The sequence below is a fragment of the Actinokineospora baliensis genome (assembly GCF_016907695.1).
Taxonomy (GTDB): Bacteria; Actinomycetota; Actinomycetes; order Mycobacteriales; family Pseudonocardiaceae; genus Actinokineospora; species Actinokineospora baliensis.
Genome location: NZ_JAFBCK010000001.1, coordinates 6,531,455 through 6,550,442 on the forward strand (window position 1 = coordinate 6,531,455; position 18,988 = coordinate 6,550,442).

1 protein-coding gene is annotated in these 18,988 nt (G+C 73.5%); it reads right to left on the reverse strand.

The window, feature by feature from the left end; translation table 11 throughout:
* Positions 1-66: 66 nt before the first annotated feature.
* Positions 67-18,888: a DUF11 domain-containing protein gene (locus JOD54_RS28940; RefSeq protein ID WP_204455119.1), complete on the reverse strand. Its 18,822-nt coding sequence runs from the start codon at positions 18,886-18,888 to the stop codon at positions 67-69.
* Between the last annotated feature and the right edge of the window lie 100 nt (positions 18,889-18,988).

The following is an 18,988-nucleotide window of genomic DNA, read 5'->3' on the forward strand; positions in this document are numbered from 1 at the left end:
CCCCTCCTTCCGCCCGGCCCGGTGGGCACGTGGCCCGCCGGACTCCGGCGTCCGCCGCGGGTGGGGTCATGACCGCTTACCCCGCCGCAGCGACTGGTAGACCATCCCGACACCGGCGGCGGTGAGCAGGAAGCCGATGGTGAGCCACCGCAGCACCGCGAACCCGGTCTGGCTGAGGTCCTGGTCCTCGGGGGCGGGCTTCTGGTTCCCGTCGTCGGTGGTGTCCGTCCCGGTACCCGGGTCCTCTGCCCCGGAGTCGTCATCGTTGTCCTCGGCGGTGACCTCGGTGGTGGCCGTCGCCGTGTCGTCGGAGTCGGCCGAGTCGATCACGTCACCGGCGGTCAGCGTGGCGACGTTGACGATCGACCCGGTCTTGTCGACCCGCGCGACGACCCGCAGCGTCTGCTGGACGCCGGGGGCGATGGCGTCCAACCGCCACACGCCCGACTCCGGGTCGTAGGTGCCCGCGCTGGTCACCGCGGAGATCAGCGAGACCCCGGCAGGCAGTTCGTCGGTGACCGTCACCGCGGGCGCGGTCGACGGGCCCGCGTTCGAGAGCACGACCACCCAGGTGATCTGGTCGCCGACCGTGGCCGAGGTCTTGTCGGCGGTCTTGACCACCGACAGCGCCGTCTGCCTGCGGATCGGCTCACTGGCCACCGCGGTGTCGTCTGCGGTGTTCGCGTCCGGCGAGGACGAGGTCGCCAGCACCGAGTTGACCAGGGTGTCGCCCGCGATCTCGGGGTCGACGGTCGCGGTGAGCCGGATGGTGGCGGTCGCGCCCGCGGCCAGCGTGCCGACGCCGCAGCTGACCACGCCGTCGGTGGCCGAGCAGGTCGCCCCGGTCGCCGCGACGTAGGTGGTGCCGGTGGGCAGCGCGTCGGTGACGACCACGTCGGCCGCCGCCCCGGTGCCGTCGTTGCTCACCGCGATCACCCAGGTCACGTCGTCGCCCGCCACGATCTGGCCGTCGACGTCCTTGCTGATCCGCAGGTCGGCCTGGGCGTCGAGGGTGCTGGTGGTGGACGCGAAGTTGTCCGTCGGCGCCTGCTCGGCGGTCGAGGACACCACCGAGGCGGTGTTCACGATCGTGCCCGAGGTGGCGGTCGCCGACACCTGGCCCGAGATGAAGACCGTGGCGCTGTCGCCGGGGGCGATGTCACCGAGGGTGCACACCAACCGGTTGGTCTGCAGCGTGCAGCCCGCGGGCACCACGATGTTGCCCACGCTGGCGGGGAGCTGGTCGGTGAGCACGACGTCCCTGGCGGTGGAGACGCCGTTGTTGGTCACCGTCAGCAGCCAGCTGATGGCGTCACCCGGCGCGTAGGCGGGCTGGTCGGCGCTCATCGACAGGCCGAGGTCGGTCAGCGCCGCCGCCGAACCCGCGATGGACACGGTGTTGTCCGACGGGTCGGACTCGGCGACGTCGGAGACCACGCTCGCGGTGTTGCTGACCGTGTTCGGCACGAAGCCGGGGTCGACGTCGACCACGATCGTCACCGTCACGTCACCGTCCGGCCCGATCGAGCCGGGGGTGCAGGTCACCACCTGGCCGCTGATCACGCAGCCGCCCGCGGTCGCGGTGGCCGTCACCGGGGTGAGCCCGGCGATGATCGGGTCGGTGATCACCACGTTGGTCGCGGTCGAGTAGCCGAAGTTGACCACGTCGATGGTGAACGTCGCCTGCTGGCCGGGCACGATCGGGTCCGGGCTCAGCGACTTGTCGATCGACAGGTCGGCCACCTGGTTGATCTGGGTGACCGCCAGGCTGGTGTTGTTGGCGACGTCGGTGTCCGACACCGAGGTGGTGACCGACGCCGCGTTGTCCAGCTGCGGGTCGCTGAACTCCGGGTCGACCTGGGCGGTGATGCTCAGCGTCCGGTCGCTGCCCTGGGCCAGCGTGCCCAGCGGGCAGCGCAGCGTGCGGTCGGTGAGCACGCAGGCCGGGTCGGCGGTGACCGGGGTGACCCCCTTGGGCAGGGTGTCGACCACGACCACGTTGCGGGCGTCGGACGGTCCGTCCACGTGCACCGCGAGGTTCCAGGTGATCTCCTGGCCCGCGATCACCTGGGTCGGCGCGGTCTTGACCAGCGAGACGTCGGTCTCGGTGGACACCGCCTGGGTGACGATGACCGACTCGTTGCCCGGCACCGGGTCGTTGGTCGGCGACTCGACCACGCCGACCACGGTGGCGTCGCCCGCGACGTCGGAGCTGAACACGCCCCTGACCTCGATCACGACCTCCGCGCCCGGCGCGAGGGCACCGAGTTCGCAGGCGATGGTCAGGTCACAGGTGACCCCGTTCGGCGCGATGATCGTGATGTTCTCGAACTCGCCCGGCACACCCAGTGCCAGCCGCACCGCGCTCGCGGTGGACGGACCGGCGTTGCGGGCCTTGGCGATGACGACCGCCGGGGCGCCCGCGGTGAGCGTGTCGGCCTGGAAGTCCAACACCATCGACAGGTCGGCGTCGGCGGCGACCGGCTCCGAGAGCGCGACCGTGTTGCCGGAGCCGTTCGGGTCGCCCGCGGCCGAGCCGACCTCGACGGTGCTGGTCAGCGGCGCGGTCTGGTCGACGGCGACGGTGCCGGTGACCAGGACCTGCACCGAGGCGCCGGGGGCCAGGGTGTCGACCACGCAGGTGACCGCGGTGTCGCAGGTGACGCCGGGCGGGGCGGTGACCACGACGTCGAGCAGGCCCGCGGGCACCGGGATCGTGATGGTGACCCCGGTCGCCGTGGACGGTCCGGCGTTGCTCGCGGTCGCGGTGATGGTCGCCGCCGAACCCGCGACCACCCGGTCCGGGCCGATGTCGGCGGTGACCGACAGGTCGGCGACGGTGCTCACGGTGCTCGACACGGTGATCGTGTTGTCGGTGGTGTCGGCGTCGGTGGTGCTGGAGCCCGCGGTCGCGGTGATCTCGATCGGCCCGGTCGCGTCCGAGGCGAGGACACCCTGGACCACGATCGTGCGGTCCGCGCCCGGGGCCAGGTCGCCGATGGTGCAGGCGACGGTGTTGTCGCAGGTCACCCCCGGCGGTGCGGTCACAACGACCTGCTGCAGGCCGGGCGGCAGCGGGATGGTGAAGGTGACACCGGCTGCGGTGGACGGGCCGTCGTTGCCGACGGTCGCGGTGATCGTCACCGGCGAGCCCGCCGTCGGGGCGCCCGAGCTGACGACCGCGGTGGCGACCAGGTCGGCGCGGGCGGTGACCGGGCTGCTGGCGGTCGCGGAGTTGTCGGTCGGCGTCGGGTCGGTGGTCGGCGAGGTCGCCGCGGCCGACAGCGCGAAGTCCGCGGTCTGCGCCGGGTCGACCGTGCCGCGCACCACGATGGCGACGGTGCTGCCGGGGGCGACGGTGTCGATCACGCAGGTGCCGCTCGCGTCGCAGGTGACGCCTGCCGGGGTCTGGAACGTGGCGCCGGTGAGCCCGGCGGGCACGGTCACCACGACGACGACGCCCGAGGCGGTGGACGGGCCGCTGTTGCGCACCGACACGGTGGCCGCCAGCGGGGAGCCCGCGGTCGGCGTGGCCGGGTCGAGCACCACGGTGGTCGCCAGGTCGGCGGTGACCACCAGCGGCGGGGTGACGGTGACCGTGCGGTCGGCCGGGTCCGGTCCCGGCGTCGGCGAGGCCACGGTGGCGGTGAAGGTCGGCGCCGCGGTGGTGGTCGGGGTGACGCGGCCGTTGACCACGATGGTCAGGTCGGTGCCCGGCGGCACGTCGCCGATGGTGCAGCTGACCGAGGTGTCGCAGGTGACCCCCGGCGGCGCGGTGACCGTCACGCCGTCGACACCCGGCGGGATCGGCAGCGTGAAGCTCACCCCGGTCGCGGTGGACGGCCCACCGTTGGTGATGACCGTGGTGGCGGTGAACGGCTCACCGGCGGTCAGCGTGCCCGGGCTGAACGTGGTGGTCAGGCCCAGGTCGGCCGAGCTGGTGACGCCCGCGTTGAGCACGACCACGTCGTTGCCGCTGTCCGGGTCCGCCGTCGCGGCGTCCGCGGTGGCGGTGAAGGTCATCGTGCTCGGCGTCGCGTTCGGCGCGACGGTCCCGTTGACCACCAGGGTGAGCGAGGCACCAGGGGCCAGGCTCGCCGCGGTGCAGCTGACCGTGTTGTCGCAGGTGATGCCCGGCGGTGCGGTGACCGTGACGCCCTGCACGCCCGCCGGGATCGGCAGGGTGAAGGTGACGCCGGTCGCCGTGGACGGGCCGGTGTTGCTGAGGGTGGCGGTGACCCGGACCGGCGACCCGGCGACCAGGGCGGACGGGTCGAGCGCGGCGGTGAGGCCCACGTTGGCCGAGGCCGACGCGGTGGCGGTCGCCGAAGCGCTGTTGTCCGCGGTCGACGGGTCCGGCGCCGGGGACGACGCGGCCGCGCTGAAGGTCAGCGTGGACCCGGTGAAGTCGGGGGCCACGGCCGCGACCACCACGATCTGCGCGGACGCGCCCGGCGCCAGCGGGTCGATGGTGCAGCTGACCGCCCGCGCCACGCAGCTGACCCCGCCCGGGGCGGTGTACTGCACGTCGGTGACGGTGACCCCGGGGACGTCCGGCAGGTCGACGGTGACCGGGCCGGAGGTGGACGGGCCGTTGTTGCGGACCGTCACGGTGTGCCGGACGGTCGTGCCCGCGGTCACCGCGGTCGCGTCCAGCGCACTGGTGACCGCCAGGTCGGCGGCGACGGTCACCGCGGTGGACGCGGTGGCCGAGTCGTTGCCGGGGGTCGGGTCCGGGCTCGGCGAGTCGAGCGTGCCGGTGAAGGTCAGCGCCGGACCGGTGTAGGTCGGGGCGACGGTCCCCGTCACCGCGATGGTGATCTCCGCGCCCGGGGCGAGGTCGCCGAGGGTGCACAACGCGGTGGCGTCGCAGGTGACGCCCGCCGGGCCGGTGACCTGGACGCCGGTCAGCGCGGCCGGGATCGGCAGGCTGAACGTGGCGCCCTGGGCGGTGGACGGTCCGGCGTTGCGCAGCGTCGCGGTGACCGCGACCGGGGTGCCCGCCGCGGCGGTCGTCGGGCCGGTGAGCGAGACGACGGCCAGGTCCGCGGCGACGGCCACCGGGATGGTGATCGTGCTGGTGTTGCCGCTCGGCGCCGGGTCGCCCGCGCCGGAGGACACGGCCCCGGTGAAGGGCAGGTCGGCGCCGGTGAACGACGGCGACACGGTGCCGCGCACGGTGATCGCCACGGTGGCCCCGGCGGCGATCGAGGTGATCGTGCAGGAGACCGCGGTGTCGCAGGTGACCCCGGCCGGGGCGTCGACCACGACGTTGGTCAGGCCCGCGGGCACCGAGATGGTGACGGCGACCCCGGTGGCGGTCGACGGGCCGGTGTTGCTGACCGCGGCGGTGACCGCGACCGGCGACCCCGCGGTGAGCGTGGTCTGGTCTGCGGTGACGACGACCCCGAGGTCGGCGGTGACCGCGACGGGGGCGACGACGGTGGCCGTGTTGTCCGAGGTCGACGGGTCCGGTGTGGTCGTCGACGCGGTCGAGGTGAAGGTCAGGTTCGGCCCGGTGAAGCCGGCGTCGACCGTGCCGCGCACGACCACCACGACCTCACCGGTGGCCGCGAGCGCACCGACGGTGCAGGTCACGGAGCTGTCGCAGGTGACCCCGGCGGGGGCGGTGACCGTGACGCCCTGCACGCCGGCCGGGATCGGCAGGGTGAAGGTGACACCGGCGGCCACCGACGGTCCGGCGTTGCGGATCGTCGTGGTGGCGCTGAACGGCGAGCCCGCGGTCAGCCCGGTCGGGTCGACGACGGTCTGGACCGACAGCCCGGCGGCGCTGCCGGTGGCGGCGTCGTAGTTCGCGGTGTTGTTGCCCGCCGAGAAGTCCGGTGTCGGCGAGGACGCGGTCGCGCTGAACGGCAGCGTGGACCCGGTGAAGTCCGGGGCGATGGTGCCGCGGATGGTCACGACCAGATCGGTGCCCGGGGCGACCGCCGCCACGGTGCAGAGCACAGCGGTGGTGCAGCTGACCCCGGCGGGCGCGTCGACGGTGACCCCCCCGACCGCGGCGGGCAGCGGGACCGAGAAGGTCACCGAGGTCGCGGTCGACGGGCCGGTGTTGCGCAGGGTGGCGGTCGCGGTGAACGCCGACCCCGCGGTCAGCGTGCCCGGGTCGAGCGAGAGCTGGGCGGCCAGGTCGGCGTTGACCGCGACCGGCAGCGTCGTGCTGCTGCTGTTGCCCGAGGTGTCCGGGTCCGGCGTCGGCGAGGACACGGAGGTGGCGAAGGTCATCGACCCGCCGGTGAACTCCGGCGCCACCCGGCCGCGCACGGTGATCACCAGCTGCTCCCCCGCGTCGACCGAGCCGACCGAGCAGGTGACGGAGGTGTCGCAGGTGACGCCCGCGGGGGCGTCGACGGTGACGTCGATCAGGCCCGCCGGGACCGGGAAGGAGTAGGTGGTCCCGACCGCCGCCGACGGTCCCGTGTTGCGGATGGTCGTGGTGATGGTGACCGGCGAGCCCGCGGTCAGCCCGGAGGCCGGGTCGACGGTGGTGCTCGCGCTCAGGTCGGCCGAGGCGTTGACCTGGACCGGGACGGTGGTGCTGTTGTCCGCGGTGTCCTGGTCGGGGGTCGGCGAGGACGCGGTGCCGGTGAAGACCAGCTCGGTCCCGGCGAAGTCCTGGGCGACCCGCGCCCGGACCAGGATGTCGACCTGGGTGTTGGGCGCGATCGACCCGAGGGTGCAGGCCGCGGAGGTGTCGCAGGTGACGCCTGCGGGGGCGACGACCTCGACCTCACCGACCCCGGCCGGGATCGGCACGGCCAGCGTGACGCCGGTGGCGACCGACGGGCCGTCGTTGCGGACGCTGGCGGTCACGGTGAACGGCGAGCCGGAGGTGAGGCTCAACGGGTTCGGGGTGACCGTGACCCGCAGGTCGGCGTTCGCGGAGACGGCGGCGGTCACCGTGGTGGAGTTGTCCGCGGGGTTCGAGTCGGTGGTGGCCGACGACGCGGAGGCGGTGAAAGCGATCGGCGGCCCGGTGTAGGCCGGGTCGACGGTGCCGCGCACCTCGACCCGGACGTTCGCGCCTGGGGCGACCGCACCGACGGTGCAGGCGACCGTGGTGTCGCAGGTGACGCCCGCGGGGGCGATGACCTCGACACCGGTGATCCCGGCCGGGATCGGCAGCGCGAAGGTCGTACCCGCGGCGGTCGACGGGCCGCCGTTGCTGATCGTGGTGACGAAGCTGAACGGCGAACCGGCGACGAGGGCGGTCGGGTCGAGCGTCGAGGCGACCGACAGGCCCGCCGAGGTGGCCACCGCGGTGGTGGCGGTCGCGGTGTTGTCCGCGGTCGACGGGTCGGTCGCGGTGGTCGCCGCGGTGGCGGTGATGGTCAGGTCCGGCGCGCTGAAGTCCGGCGCCACCGTGGCCCGCAGGGTGATCTCCACCGAGGCGCCGGGGGCCAGGTCGCCCAGGGTGCAGGCGGCGGTGGTGTCACAGGTGACCCCGGCCGGGGTGAGCACCTCGACACCGGTGAGGCCCGCCGGGATCGGCAGCGACAGCGTGGCGCCCGCCGCGGTGGACGGACCGCCGTTGCGGACGGTCACCTTCGCCGAGACCGGGGATCCGGCGACGACGGCTCCGGGCTCGTAGGCGAGCGTGACGCCGAGGTCGGCGGCGGTGCCCACGGTGCCGGTCACCGAGAACGCGTTGTCGGCGGTGTTCGGGTCGGCCACCGGGGACGTCGCCGACCCGGTGAAGGTGATCGGGTTGGTGACCTGCGGGGCGACCACACCGCGCACGACCACGCTGACCGAGGCGCCCGGCGCGACGGAGCCGACCGTGCAGGTGACGGAGGTGTCGCAGGTGACGCCCGCGGGCACCTCCACGGTCACGTTCGTGACACCCGCGGGCACCGGCACCGAGAAGCTCACGCCGGTCGCGGTGGACGGGCCGTTGTTGGTCAGCGTCGTCGTGACCGCGACCGCCGTGCCCGCGGTGAGCGGGTTCGGCGAGACGACGGCGGTGAAGGCGAGGTCGGCCGAGGACGCGGTGGCGCCGGTGTCGGTCGCGGAGTTGTTCGCCGGGTTGGCGTCGGTGGTCTGCGAGGTGGCCGTGGCGGTCGCGGTGACCGGGGCGGTCACGTCCGGCGCCACGGTGCCGGTAAGCACGACGCGCACGGAAGCGCCGGGAGCCAGCGTGCCGATGGTGCAGAACACGCCGCTGTCGCAGGTGACCCCGGCCGGGGCGACCACGGACACGCCGACCACACCGGCGGGCACCGGGATGGCCAGGGTGGCGCCGACGGCCGTGGACGGACCGCGGTTGACCACGTCGGCGACGATCTCGATCGGGCTGCCCGCGACCGGGTTGTCCTGGGTGATGTCGACCAGGGTGTCCAGGTCGGCCGAGGCGGCGACCGGGCGGGTCACCGAGGCAGACCCGTCGGCCGGGTCGGGGTCCGGGGTGGTCGAGGTCGTGGCGGCGGTGACCGTCAGCGACGGGCCGGAGAAGGCCGGGTCGAGCAGCCCGGTCACGGTGATCACGACGTCCGCGCCCGGTTCGATCAGCCCGACGGTGCAGGTGATCGCGGTGTCGCAGGTGACGCCGGGCGGTGCGGTGACCGAGACGTTGGTCAGGCCCGCGGGCACCGGGATGCTGACGGACACTCCCGCCGCCGTCGACGGACCCCCGTTGCTGACCCGCGCGGTCGCGGTGACCGGGGTACCCGGCGTGACCGTGGCCGGGTCGACGGTGAGCACCGTGGACAGCCCGGCGCTGGCACCGACCGCGGTGGTCGTGGTGGCGGTGTTGTTGCCGGGCGTCGGGTCGGCGCTGCTGGTGGCCGCCGAGCCGGTCAGGGTGATGTCCTGGCCGGTGAAGCCGGGGGCGACCCGGCCGCGGACGGTGATCACCCGCTCGGTGCCCGGCGCCAGCGTGCCGACGGTGCAGGACACGCTCTCATCGCAGGTCACGCCCGCCGGGGCGGTGACCTCGATGCCGACCAGGCCGTTGGGCACGGGCAGCGTGAACACGATGCCGGTGGCGGTCGACGGTCCCTCGTTGCGCACGGTCGCGGTGGCCGTCACCGGCGAACCCGCCACGAACGGCTGCGGGTCGACGGCCAGCGCCACCCGCACGTCACCGGCGACGCCGAGGCCGGTGGACACGGTGGTGCTGTTGTTGGCGGGCGTCGGGTCGGTCACCGGGGAGGTGACCGTGGAGGTCAGCGTGATGTTCGGGTCGGTGACGTCGGAGCGGACCTGGCCGCGCACGACGATCACCAGGTCCTGACCGGGGGCGACCGAGTCCGCGGTGCACCGGACGGCGGTGTCGCAGGTGACCCCGGCGGGCGCGTCGACGGTGACGTTCTCCAGGCCTGCGGGCACCGGCAGGGTGAACACGACACCGGTGGCGGTGGAGGGACCCGCGTTGCGGATGGTGGAGGTCAGCGTCACCGGCGAGCCCGCGGTGAGCGGGTCGGGGGCGACCGCGGTGGTCACCGACAGGTCGGCGTCGGCCGAGGTGGACGCGGTGGCCGTGGTGGTGTCGTTGACCGGGTTGGCGTCCGGGCTGGTCGAGTCGACCGACGCGGTGACCGACAGCCCACCGGTGAAGTCGGCGGCGAGCACGGCCCGCACCTCGATGGTGACCTCGGTGTCGGGCAGCATGGTGCCCAGGTCGCAGGTCACCGTCGGGTCGCAGCTGATCCCGGCGGGCGCGGTCACCTGCACGTCGCGCAGTGCGGCGGGCACCGGCAGCGAGAAGATGACACCGGTGGCGGTGGACGGACCACTGGCCCGCACGGTCGCCGTGATCGTCACCGGCGAACCCGCCACGGGGGCGGACGGCGCGATGGTGGCGGTCACGCCGAGGTCGGCGGACACCTCGGACTGGGTCGTGGTGCTGACGGTGTTGTCACCGGGGTTGGCGTCACCGGCGTCGGAGGACACCGACGCGGACACGCTCAGCGAGTCGTCGGTGAAGGCCGAGGACACCCGGCCCTTGATGACGATCTGGATCTCACCGACCGGCAGGGTGCCGACCGCGCAGGTCACCGCGGTGTCGCAGGTGACCCCGGGCGGGGCCTCGACGGTGACGTTCTCCACGCCCGCGGGCACCGGCAGGGTGAAGGTGGTGCCGGGGGCGACCGACGGGCCCGCGTTGGTCACCGTGGCGGTGATCGTCACCGGTCCGCCCGCCACGATCGGCTGCGGGGTGACGGCCACGGCGACCCGCAGGTCCGCGCTCGGGCTGACCGGGGTGCTGGTGGTGGCGGTGTTGTCGCCCGGGTACGGGTCCTGCACCGGGCTGGCGACGGTCGCCTCGGCGTCCACCACCGGCCCGGCCAGGTCGGCGGGCACGTCGGCGGTGAGGGTGAACTCGGCGCTGCCCTCCTTGCCGGGGGTGAGCGCCGGGATCACGCAGCGCAGGGCCGCGCTGTCGCAGGCCACGCCCGCCGGGCCGGTCAGCCGGGCGCCGGTGGTGCCCGCCGGGGCGACCGCGGTGACGACGATGTCGCGGGCGGTCGACGGGCCCGCGTTGATCGCGGTGATCTTCCAGCTCGCCTGCTGGCCGGGGGTGATCGTCGGCGTGGTCGACTCGACCTCGACGAAGATGTCCGCGCGCGGGGTCACCGTGCTGGTGGCGCTGTCGGAGCGCCCGTCCGGCTGGCTGTTGGTCGGCTCGGCCACCGTCGACTCGAGGACGGCGTCGCTGGTCAGCTGGGTGGCGGTGGTGTCGGCGGCGAGCACGCCCATCACGGTGATGGTCGCGGTGTTGCCCGCCCCCACGGTGCCCAGCTCGCAGCGGACGGTCCGGTCGACGACGGTGCAGCTGCCGCCGGAGGCGACGGCGGTGATCTCACCGACGCCCTCCGGCAGGGTGTGCACCACGGTGACCGGGGCGTCCGACGGGCCGGAGTTGGTCACCGTCAGGTCCCAGCGGGCCGGGTCACCGGGCACGATCTCGGCCGGGCCGACCAGGTCAACGGCCAGGTCGGCCTCCGGGACCACGGCGGCCTCGGCGCTGGCGGTGTTGTTGTCCGGGTTCGGGTCGACGGTGGCGTTCTGCACCGAGATCGACTTGACGAGGTTGCCCGCGGCGAACGACGGGGAGATGCGCACCGGGATGCGCAGGGTGACCACGGTGGTCGGCGTGATCGGGCCGAGGTCGCAGACGACGCTGCGGCCGATCATCGTGCAGGAGCCCTGGCTGGCCACGATCGGCCCGCCGATCTCGGTGCCGTCGGGCAGCGGCGAGAAGGTCACCACGCCCTGGGTGTTGGACGGGCCCTGGCTGCTGATGGTGGCGGTGTAGAGCAGCGTGCCGCCCGGCACGGCCGGGTTCGGGTCGGCGGTGAGCGTGGCGCCCAGGTCGGCCGCGGTGGTGACGTCGACCCGGGTGGCGGCCGAGTTGTCGCGGCCGTCGGGGTCGGGCACCGGCGAGGCGGCGTTGATCCGCGACTCCAGCGCCGAGCCGCTGTAGGCGGGGTCGACGGTGCCGGTGAACCGGACCACGACCGAGCCGCCGGGGGCGATGTCGCCCAACGCGCACGAACTCAGGTTCGGGCAGGACGGGCGGTCGCTGGTCAGCCCGAGGAGGGCTGCGGGCAGGACACCGTCGAGGGTGGCCGAGCCCGCGGTGGACGGGCCGCTGTTGGTGACGGTGACGGTGTAGGTCAGCGGCGTGCCCGCGACAACGGTGGCCGGGGCGTCCACCCGGACGGCCAGACCCGCGGACTCGGTCGACGAGGCGGTGACGGTGCCCGAGTTGTCCGAGCCGTCGACCTCCGGGGTCGGGCTGGAGACGGTGGCGGTGTTGGTCACCGAGTCACCGGCGCCGTCGGCGAGCACGCCGCGCAGGGTGATCGCGACCGGAGCCGCGCCCGCGGGGACGGTGCCCAGCGCGCAGTTGAGGTCTTGGCCGCTGATGGTGCAGCTGCCGCTCGGGGTCTGGACGGTGAGCTGGCTGATCGTGGCGGGCACGGTGTCGGTCATGACGACCGACTGCGCGTCCGACGGCCCGCCGTTGCTGACCTCGATGACGAAGGTGATCGGCGCGCCCTCGACCGGGACGCCGCTGGTGACCGCCTTGGCGACGTGCAGGTTCGCGGTCGGGGTGACCGGCGAGGTGCTGCTCGAGGCGTTGGCCGTCGGCGTCGGGTCCGGGGTCGGCGAGGCGACCAGCGCGGTCGCGGTGATGCTCGGCGCGGTGACGCCTGCGGCGAGGTCACCGGTGATGTTCACCAGCGCGGTCATGCCCGGGGACAGCTCGCCCACCGGGCAGGTGATGTCGCGGCCGGTGACGGTGCAGGTGCCCGACGGCGAGGTCGCGGTGATGCCGGTGACGCCCGCGGGCAGCGTCGCGGTCGCCACGACCGCGTCCGCGGCGGACGGGCCGAGGTTGCGCGCGACCAGCAGCCAGCTCAGCCGGGTGCCGGGAACGGCGGAGGTCGGCCCGGTCAGCGTGGAGACCAGGTCGGCGGACCGGCTGGAGGACGACACCGTGTTGGCGGAGTTGTTGGACAGGCTCGGGTCCGCGGTCTGGGCGGTCGCCTCGGCGCCGACGGTCAGCGGTCCGGAGTAGGCCGCGTCGATGGTGCCGGTGAGGGTGACGTCGGTGGCCCCGCCCGCGGCGATGACGCCGATCGGGCAGGTGGCCACCGCGCCCGAGACGGTGCAGACCCCGGACGGCCAGCTGACCTGGGCGTTGTAGAGGTAGGCCGGGACGGCCACGGTCAGCGAGGTGCCGACCGCGTCGGACGGGCCCGCGTCGCTGACCCGGATGGTCCAGGTCGCGCTCTGGCCCGCGACGGCGTTGACCGGCTGGGTGACCGCGACGGCGACGTCGGCCTGCGGGTTGGGCGTGCTGGTCGCGGTCGCGGTGTTGTCGCTCGCGTCGACCTCGGCGGTACCGCTGGTGGCGGTGCCGGTGTTGCGCAGGCTCGCCTCGCTGAAGTTCGCGGCGAGCAGGCCCGCGACGGTGACCGTCGCGGTGGCGCCGACGGCGACGTCGCCGATCGGGCAGCTGAACCGCTGGCCGGTGATCGTGCACCCGGCCGACGGCCGCGGGCTGACCGCGGCGGGCAGTTCGTCGCTGACGACGACGCCGCGGGCGGTGGACGGACCGCGGTTGGTGACGGTGAACGTCCAGCTGACCTGCTGACCGGGCACGACCGGCTCGGGCTGGGCGGTGACCGCCAGGCCCAGGTCGGCGCTGCTGGTGGTGTCCGAGACCGCCGACGAGGCGTTGTCGCTGGGGTCCGGGTCGCTCGAGGTGCTGCCCACGGTGACCGTGTTCGTCACGCTGGTCCCGGTGAAGTCCGGCGCGAGCGAGCCGGTGAGGGTGACCGTCGCCGTGGCGCCGGAGGCCAACGTGCCGATCGCGCAGCTCGCGGTGCCGCCCGCGTTGATCGAGCAGGTGCCCAGGGTGGACGACACCGCGCTGTAGGTCACCCCGGCCGGTGCCGGGTCGGTGGTGGCCACGCCGTAGGCCGAGGACGGTCCGTCGTTGCGGACGACCGCCTGCCAGGTGAGCTTGCCGCCCGCGACCGGCGCGCCGGAGGTGAGGACCTGCACGACCGAGACGTCGGCGACGGCACCGACGGTGCCGCTGGCGGTGGCGGAGCTGTCGGCAGGGCGCGGGTCGGGCACCGCTGAGGTCGCGGTGACGGTGTTGGACAGGGTGGAGCCCGCCGGGGTGGCGCTGGCGACGTTCACCGTGATGTCCGCGAAGACCGACGAGCCGACCGGCAGCGACGGGTAGGTGCAGCGCACGGTGCCGGAGGTGAAGGTGCAACTGCCGCCGTTGCCCGCGATGGCGCTCACGTAGCTGGTCCCGGCGGGCAGCGGGTCGGCCAGCACCACCTGCGGCGCCACGGACGGCCCGACGTTGGTGGCGCTGACCCGGTAGGTGGCCGGAGTACCGGCGACCAGCGGCCCGGAGGTGATGGAGATGGCGGCCCGCAGGTCCGCGGTCGCGCTCACCGACTGGGTGGCCGAGCTGCTGTTGTTCGCGGTGTTCGGGTCGGTGGTGGCCGCGGCGGCGGAGGCGGTCGTGACCAGGGTCTGCGTGGCGTAGTCCGGCGCGAGGTGCGTGGTGATCGCGACGGTCTTGATCGCGCCCTGGGCGAGGTCGCCGATGGTGCAGCGGACGTCGGAGCCGACCTGGGTGCAGCTCGGGTCGGCCGAGACCAGGGTGACCCCGGCGGGCAGCGGGCTGGTGATCACCACGGAGCGCGACAGCGCGGGGCCGTTGTTGGCGACGGTGACGGTGTAGCCGTTGTCGCTGCCCGCCTCGGCGTTGCTGGCGTTCGCGGTGGTGGTGACGCTCAGGTCGGCCTCGGCGATGACCGTGGCGGACAGCGAGATGGCGCGGTTGGCCGGTGTCGGGTCCGTGGTGGGCGAACCGACCGCGGCGGTGTTGGTGAGCACGGTGCCCGCCGGGGTGTCCGCCGGGACCAGCGCGCTGAGCACGACGACCGCCGAGGCACCGGGGGCCAGCGTGCCGAACGAGCAGTTGACGCCGCGGTTGTCCGGTGTCGCGGTGCAGGTGCCGCCCTGGGCGGACACGCCGCCGGGCAGCAGGACCATGCCGGTGGGCAGGGTGTCGGAGAGCACGACCGCAGCGGCGGCGGACGGGCCCGCGTTGGACACCGTCAGCGTGTAGTTCTGCGCGGTTCCGGCGCGGACCGGGTTCTGCGACATGGAGCCGGTGAGCACCAGGTCGGCGCTCTGCACGACCGGGGTCGACATGATGTCGAGCTGGTCCTCGCCGCCCGGGCTGGGGGTGGTGGTGACGACCTGCGCGTTGGTCTGCACCGAGCCGCTGGCGGTCGGCGACACGTCGACCACGACGGTCACGTCGGCCGTGCTGCCCGCGGGGAGCCGGTCGAGGGTGCAGAGCACGTCGCGGCCGTTGACCGTGCAGGAGCCCAGGTTGCTGACCGCGGAGACGATCGACAGCGCCTGGGGGACGGTGTAGTTGATCGTGACAGCGGTGGCGTCGGAGGGTCCGTTGTTGACCGAGGTGATGGTGTAGGTGGCGCGCGAGCCCGCGACCAGCGGGTTCGGGGTGACCACCTGGTCGATGCCGAGCCGGGCGTACGTGGTGACGGCGGTGACGGCGGCCACGGAGTTGTTCAGCAGCACCGGGTCCGGGGTGGAGGTGCTGATGGTGGCGGAGAAGGAGCGCGGCCCGGGCGGGCTGGACGCGGCGATCCGGCCGGAGACGGTGCCGTTGAGCGTGCGCCCGGCGATGAGCGTGCCGACCGTGCAGGTGACCCGGCCGCCGGTGGCGGTGCAGGGGACGCCGTCGAGGGTGACCACCAGGTCGAGCACACCGGCGGGCAGGTCGGCCACGACGGTGACGTCGCGGGCGTCGGAGGGGCCTGCGTTGGCGACGCTGAACGTGCGGGTGAACGCCTCACCGGCCACGAACGTGCCGGGCGCCTGGACGTTGGCGATGCGCACGTCGGCGGAGGCGCGCACCGAGACCGGCGTGCTCACGGTGTTGTTCGACTGGGTCGGGTCCGCTGTGGTCGAGGCGACCACACCGGTGGCGCTGACCGGCCCCGTCGCCTGTCCCGAGGGGACGGTCACGTCGACGGTGACGGTGGCCGCCGTCGCGGCGGCCAGGTTGCCGAAGGCGCAGAGCACCTGGCCGTTCTGCACCTGGCAGGTACCGGTGGTCGGCGTGACCGCGCCGATGGTGAAGCCGGCCGGGATGGTCTGGGTCGAGGTGACGGCCTGGGCGAGCGAGGGGCCCTCGTTGACGACGGTGAGGGTGTAGCGGGTGCCGGTGCCCGCGGTGACCTGGGGCGCGGACACGACCTGGGTGACGGCGAGGTCGGCCTGCGCGGTCACGGTGGAGGTGTGCGTGGCGGTGTTGTCCAGCGGGTTCGGGTCGGTGCTGGTCGAGGTGACCGTCGCGGTGTTGCTGAACCCGGCGCCGGGAACGGTGCCCGGGGTGTCGGCGGTGATGGTCACGGTGGCCGTGCCGCCGACGGCGAGCGTGCCCAGGGCGCAGGTGATCGTGCGGGTGACCACGGTGCAGGTGCCCTGGGTGGACTGCTGGCCCGCGAAGGTGAGCCCGGTGGGCAGCGTGTCGGTGACCGTCACGCTGTCGGCGGAGGACGGACCGCGGTTGGTGACGGTGAGCGTGTAGGCCAGCGGCGCGCCCGCGATGACCGGCTGCGGGATCGCGGTCTTGGTGATGCCGAGGTCGCTGACCCGGCTGACCGTGGTGGCCACGACGGCCGCGTCGTTGGCGGTGAACTCCTGCGGGGTGCTGGTGGTGGCGTTCGCGGAGTTGGTCAGCGGGCCCGCGGCGCGGTCGGGGGCGATGTCGACGCGCAGGCTGACGGTCACCGAACCGCCCGCGGGGACGACCCCGATCTGGCAGCTGACGGTGGCCCCGGTGGTGCAGGTGCCGGATTGGGCGGTCGCGCTCACCACGGAGACGCCGCTCGGGATCGGGTCGTTCACCACGACGTTGCGCGCGTCCGACGGGCCGTCGTTGTAGGTGGTGATCGTGTAGGTCATGCGCGTCCCGGCGACCGGGGTCGCGGTGGACGCGGTCTTGGTGACGCGCAGGTCGGCCAGCGGGGCGACCGGCTGCGTGGCGGTGGCGGAGTTGTTGCCGGTGGCGGGGTCCGGTGTGGTCGCCGACGCCGTGGTGGTGATCGAGAAGGTGGGCGCCGCGTAGCTCGGGTCGATCCCCAGCACCACGTCGGCGGTGAAGGACTGCCCCGGCGCGAGGGTGCCCACGACGCAGGTGAGCGTGCCCGCGGAGACGGTGCAGCCGTCGGTGGCCCACACGACGGTGGCGCCGTCGGGCAACGGGATGTTCAGCACGACGCCTTGGGCGGTGGACGGCCCGGCGTTGGTGACGGTGGAGGTGAGGGTGGTCTGCTCGGTGCCGGGGACGATCGGTCCGTTGAGCGAGCTGGTGACCTGCAGGTCGGCGGACTGGGTGACGGTGACGGGGACGGTGGCGGTGTTGTTGACCGTGATGTCGTCGGCGGTGGTGGCCGCGACCCGCACCGAGTTGATCACCACTCCCCCGGCGGTGTCGGCGTTGACCCGCGCGACGACCGGGATGGAGATGGTCGCGCCGTTGGCGACCGTGCCGAGCGAACACGTCACGGTCTGCCCCGACGGGCTGCAGGTGACGCCCGCGGGCGGGGCGGCGGAGATGAAGGTGGTGCCGGTGGGCAGCGTGTCGACGAGGGTGGCGCCGGTCGCCGCGTTCGGCCCGTTGTTGGTGGCCGAGATCGTGTAGGTGACGGTCTGGCCCGCGTTCTGCGAGGGCGCGGCGACGGTCTTGGCCGCCGCGAGGTCGGCCAGCGCGGCGACCGTCGTGGTGGCGTCGTTGCCCGCGAACGAGTACGTGCGGTTGAGCGTGCGGGCGCGGTAATCCAGGATCGGCGTGTTGACGATGGTGGTGCCCGAGGCCGCGCGGTCGACCGACGCGCGGAACCGCGCCGCGACGGAACCACCGGGGGCGATGGTGCCGCCCGTGGACGCGTTGGCGCCGGTGCCCACCCGGAAACGGACAGTTCTGTCCGCTGTCGTGTAGTCGGCCGTGTCGTCGCCCGTCGCGTCCGTCTTCGTCCCGGTGGCGCCACCGGGGTCGGTTTGCACGACCAGGCTGCCCGGCACGTAGGTGAGGTTGGCGGGCAGGACGTCGCGCATCACCGAGGCGTCGGCGAAGTCGCCGCCGGAGTTGGCGAAGGTGAGCCGGTACTCCAGCACGTCGCCCGGCTGCGCGGGGTCGCGGCCGTTGAGGTTGGTCACCGTCTTGCTCACCGCGTTGAAGCTCGGGGTGAACAGGTCGATCTGGCTGGTGACGATGCCCGGGTAGTACGAGTCGCCGCTGGAGGTCAGGTTGATGGTGGCCGAGGTGCTGCCGTTGCTGAGCACGTTGGTGGTGGCGATGCGGCCGATGTCGACGCCGAAGTTGTTGAGGTTGGCGGGGTTGCGGCCGGTCTGGTCGACACCCGCGTCGCTGATGCGCGAATCGAAGAAGTTGTTGGCAGGCCGGGTCGCGTCGCTCAGCGTGGTGCTGCCCAGGCGCAGCGCGTCGCCGGTGGTGCCGTAGTCGCCTTCCCACGCGACGACGCCGACCGAGGCGTTGACGTTGCCCGTGGTCGGGGTGAGGAAGCCGGAGACCGGGATGTCGACGCTGTTGTTGCCGGTGGCGGAGGTGATGTCGGCGAAGCCTTCGAACACGCGCAGGTTCCGCAGCGGCAGCGTCGGGTTGCGGTAGGCGACGATCAGCGACCACCCCGCGTAGCGGTCCTGACCGGTCGCGGCACCGATGTCCGCGGCGGCGTAGATGCCGTTGCCCCCGGCCTTGACGACGTTGGTGACGTCGACCGAGGCCTGGAACGGGCCACCGTCACTGGTGACCAGCGCGGCGGGCTGGATCAGGTTGCTCGCGGTGTAGGTGGTGTAGGTGAGCGCGGTCGGGGCGCGGAACTTGATGGTGTTGACGGCTTTCGTGGGGACGACGCCGTTCGTGCCCGCGACCGTGCGGCCACCCCAGACCAGGCGCGCGTTGAGGACCGTGGACCCGGAGGGCATCGCCAGCGTCGCGACGGAGGAGTTGGACGTGGTCAGGTCGAGGTCCACGTCGACGAAGGCCATGTTGAACACGTTGTTGTTGTTGGACGTTCCGGTGGCGGTGCCCGCGCGCGCCGAGGTGCAACCGGAGGACGCGGTGGGGCAGTCCATGTTGCTGGCGCCGATCAGCGTGATCGCGCCGTTGTCCTCAGCGGAGTACACGGGGTCGAAGGAGGCGCGCACCGACGCCGCTGCGGGGGACGCCGCGACGACCGGCAGCAGCGTCGCCACCAAGGCGGCCGTCACCGCCAGAACACCTGCTCGGGTGTTTCGCAGGACCCCGGTCCGATACACCGCGCCCATACCAGAATCCTTTGGCCTCGCCGCGACAAACTGAGATCACTTTAGGCAAAGAAACGGAAGTTGGCAGGGGTCCTACCCATTCGAGTGGGGATAACCCAAT

Bases quoted from the DNA above. Each gene is read 5' to 3' on its own strand.
- JOD54_RS28940 (WP_204455119.1), bottom strand. From the start codon at position 18,888: ATGGGCGCGGTGTATCGGACCGGGGTCCTGCGAAACACCCGAGCAGGT.